This is a genomic window from Natronococcus jeotgali DSM 18795 (genome assembly GCF_000337695.1).
In the GTDB taxonomy this organism is placed as follows: domain Archaea; phylum Halobacteriota; class Halobacteria; order Halobacteriales; family Natrialbaceae; genus Natronococcus; species Natronococcus jeotgali.
In genome coordinates, this window is sequence record NZ_AOIA01000007.1 from 1 (window position 1) to 2,924 (window position 2,924).

Genomic DNA, 2,924 nt, shown 5'->3' on the forward strand with positions numbered 1-2,924 from the left:
CCCCGAGGAGGCCGAAAATGCACAGACCCTGGAAGAACAACTCGAGAACATTGAAACTGGAGCCACTGGAAACGCTTCCGACGTTGACACTAACGAAAACGGAGATCTGGCCGGTAACGAGGGCGGATCAGTCAACGATACTGAGGAACCAGATGGGGACAAAGCTGATAGCGACTGCTAACAGAACTTGAGCTCTTCGTTGATCAGCTAANGGCGGATCAGTCAACGATACTGAGGAACCAGATGGGGACAAAGCTGATAGCGACTGCTAACAGAACTTGAGCTCTTCGTTGATCAGCTAAACCAGACTATACGATTCTTTTGGGAAGGCATGTCGAGTGAGCGTAAGTCCATTCTTCGCGGACATCATGAAGCCAGATACAGTACAATATCTCTTTGATGAGAGTATACTACTGTGACTGAATTGTCGATTGGCTATCGAATATCGATAGTGATTACTACTACACTTGAGAGATATTTGTAATGAAATCATCCACTCGAGCGTTAGAGCGTATTCGTGCAGTTGTCGTCGCATTTGCTCTGACGATCTCTGCATTCGTCGGTAGTACTCTTTGTAGTATGATATTCCTCTTCCCGCTATTTGCGATGGGATATGGATTTGAGTCCACACTTGTCACAGTTATCAGTTTTATAGTGACTCCTATCGGTTTCTTACTTGTCGGATACCTCTTCGTGCGGCGATATGGTATTATAATTAATACCTCGGAGCTGACTCGCCAGTCAATCGTCTACACTGTAGGNTTACTTGTCGGATACCTCTTCGTGCGGCGATATGGTATTATAATTAATACCTCGGAGCTGACTCGCCAGTCAATCGTCTACACTGTAGGTGGAGTTGTCGCTGCACTCGTCGTTGCAGCTGGGACATCATACGCTGTCACTATACTCGATCTTCAGCCTGATGCTGTACTCGAGGAGTTTGCTGTAACAAACCCACCATCCTGCTAATCCTTGCTGTTCTTTCGGTCGTCCTTATTGGTCCAGCTGAAGAATTCATGTTCCGCGGTGTTGTTCAGGGCCGACTCCGTGAANTCTTTCGGTCGTCCTTATTGGTCCAGCTGAAGAATTCATGTTCCGCGGTGTTGTTCAGGGCCGACTCCGTGAATCTTTTGGGCCTCTTGCTTCAGTCATAGTGGCAAGTCTTCTATTCGGTTCGATGCATCTCTTCAATTACTCCGGAAGCGTTCCTGAGATGGTTGCAGGCTCTGCTGTTATCGTTTGTGTTAGTCTTGTTTTCGGTGCATTGTATGAGGTGAGTGGCTCTCTTCTGATCCCATCCGTTGTCCACGGTCTCTATAACGCTCTCCTCATGGTTAGCGCTTATTTGACACTCTAATAACTACTCTTGCGATGAAGTTTGCGAGAACGAAGTGTGAAAACGGTCTACCGGTCTNGCTGTGTGGCGCTGTGTCACGTTGAGTTGAACGCGACACTTAGGGCTTGAGGTGAGAAGATTATTAATCTCCTGCCCATTCCCAGTAAGAGAAAACAGCCTTCTAACAGGTTTACTAACCGCTTTGGAGGTGGTCCGTCTCCCTCAATTCGGATCTTAAGAATTTGTGGAAGATCTCAATTCCGTGATTAGGGTTGGAAAGACGACTCCAACACTGATAAGGACAGTAAACGAAACAAGAGAGTTCTCAATAGCGGCTGCTGAAGCGTACCAGAGGACGAGTGCCAGAACCACGAAGACAGCAAAAATTTGTGTATCCACGCTAACCATACAATGAGATGGTTTTCCTATTGAATATATCTATTGCAGTTGTATCCGCTTGTATGTAATGCTCGTCGGGATCAACGCAATCAGTACTCGTACCTCGTTGAAATCCCATTCATAGGAAGCTTTTCACCAGGAGACTTGTGGCCATTATACGTATGAATTGCTTGGTAATTGTGCTGTCATACCTTGCATAAATTTAACTATTTCTTCTCAAGGCTAGCAGCGTCCAGATCACAGTCTGCTCTTTCGATTGTGGACGACTTTTGAGTTCTCGAATCAACCGCCTCGATGCTGTCTACCTCCAGAAGGGGACCTACTTTTCGCTCGAATTCGCCCTCAGATAGCGTTCCCTCTGCATATCGAGCTTTGAGGGTCTCCAATGGATCTTCTTGTGAGGAATTATCGGTGCGATCACCATTCTGCTCCGCCATCATCTCGTAATCAGGCTCAAGGAGCGACACGAGGGGAGTTCCGACGATGAACCCAATGGCACCAACGAGCAAGATCCACTCGATTCCGAGAATTGTGCCAACAATAACCACACCAATTGATAGGAGAGCGATTACTTCGCTGAGGTGCTCGGAAATGCGCTTAAGACGAACTGTCTTTTCCATGGCTCATAATGTATCTGCCACATCAATACGTTTCTGTTGGTTTCATCACTGCGATCCGTTGTAAGGATATCATAGGGCACTTCCTATATCCCTCTTCGACTACCTGACAGACAGTATGTACAGGCGAAACTGATACTGCTGCGGTGCGGGTCAAGCATAGCACTCGCCAGCGATCGCAGGGAGCGAGAACCCGCAGCAAAAAGGTACGTATGCACTGTCTCTATATCGGCTCTTTCGGTGAAGACTCGTCGAAACGAAGTGGCGAAATGGGTGACGATTCCATATGCATTGGAGAACGCAGTCTCAACTTCTNGATCAGTTGTTTCGAACTCCGAGAAAGGTGGTCAACGATACTCCGAGATCGTTCGATACGGAACGTAGTAGCCGATGTCGTCGATCCACGTCGACAGCCACTCGTCAGCAGTCGCTTCATCGATCTTTCCAGCATCGATTGCAGCCAACAGAACGCCAACCGATCCGACAACAGTTAGACCTTGATCTTTCGCGAACGCCCGGGCATCCCCGTCATCGGTCAGCAGCCGCCCGTCGTGTGCGTCTGCGAGGGCAAA

Annotated in this window: 4 protein-coding genes and 1 pseudogene; 3 read left to right on the top strand and 2 right to left on the bottom strand. The window is 48.0% G+C overall.

Features of this window, described 5'->3' with window-relative positions; translation table 11 throughout:
* From C492_RS24040 to C492_RS25740, 3 genes are all read left to right on the top strand, one after another.
* On the top strand, window positions 1–181 hold a 181-nt coding region (locus C492_RS24040), incomplete at its 5' end, for a hypothetical protein (RefSeq protein ID WP_394295461.1).
* 787 nt (window positions 182–968) lie between these two features.
* Entirely contained in the window at window positions 969–1,154 is a 186-nt protein-coding gene (locus tag C492_RS25735; protein WP_394295462.1) for a CPBP family glutamic-type intramembrane protease, read from the top strand.
* The gene (locus C492_RS25740; protein WP_083898716.1) at window positions 1,091–1,357 is read left to right on the top strand and encodes a CPBP family intramembrane glutamic endopeptidase; all 267 of its coding nucleotides are present in this window, start codon (window positions 1,091–1,093) and stop codon (window positions 1,355–1,357) included. Before C492_RS25735 ends, C492_RS25740 begins: the two co-directional genes overlap by 64 nt.
* 584 nt (window positions 1,358–1,941) lie before the next feature.
* Here C492_RS25740 and C492_RS00150 read toward each other — a convergent pair.
* Both C492_RS00150 and C492_RS00155 read right to left on the bottom strand, forming a co-directional pair.
* A complete protein-coding gene (locus tag C492_RS00150) occupies window positions 1,942–2,355 on the bottom strand; it encodes an SHOCT domain-containing protein (protein ID WP_008419355.1) in 414 nt (137 codons plus the stop codon).
* 344 nt (window positions 2,356–2,699) lie between these two features.
* A pseudogene (locus C492_RS00155) lies at window positions 2,700–2,924 on the bottom strand (twitching motility protein PilT); the annotation flags it as partial.

What these genes read in the sequence shown, in the direction of transcription:
- C492_RS00150 (WP_008419355.1), bottom strand. Translation starts at nt 2,355, where the DNA reads ATGGAAAAGACAGTTCGTCTTAAGCGCATTTCCGAGCACCTCAGCGAA.
- C492_RS25740 (WP_083898716.1), top strand. Translation starts at nt 1,091, where the DNA reads ATGTTCCGCGGTGTTGTTCAGGGCCGACTCCGTGAATCTTTTGGGCCT.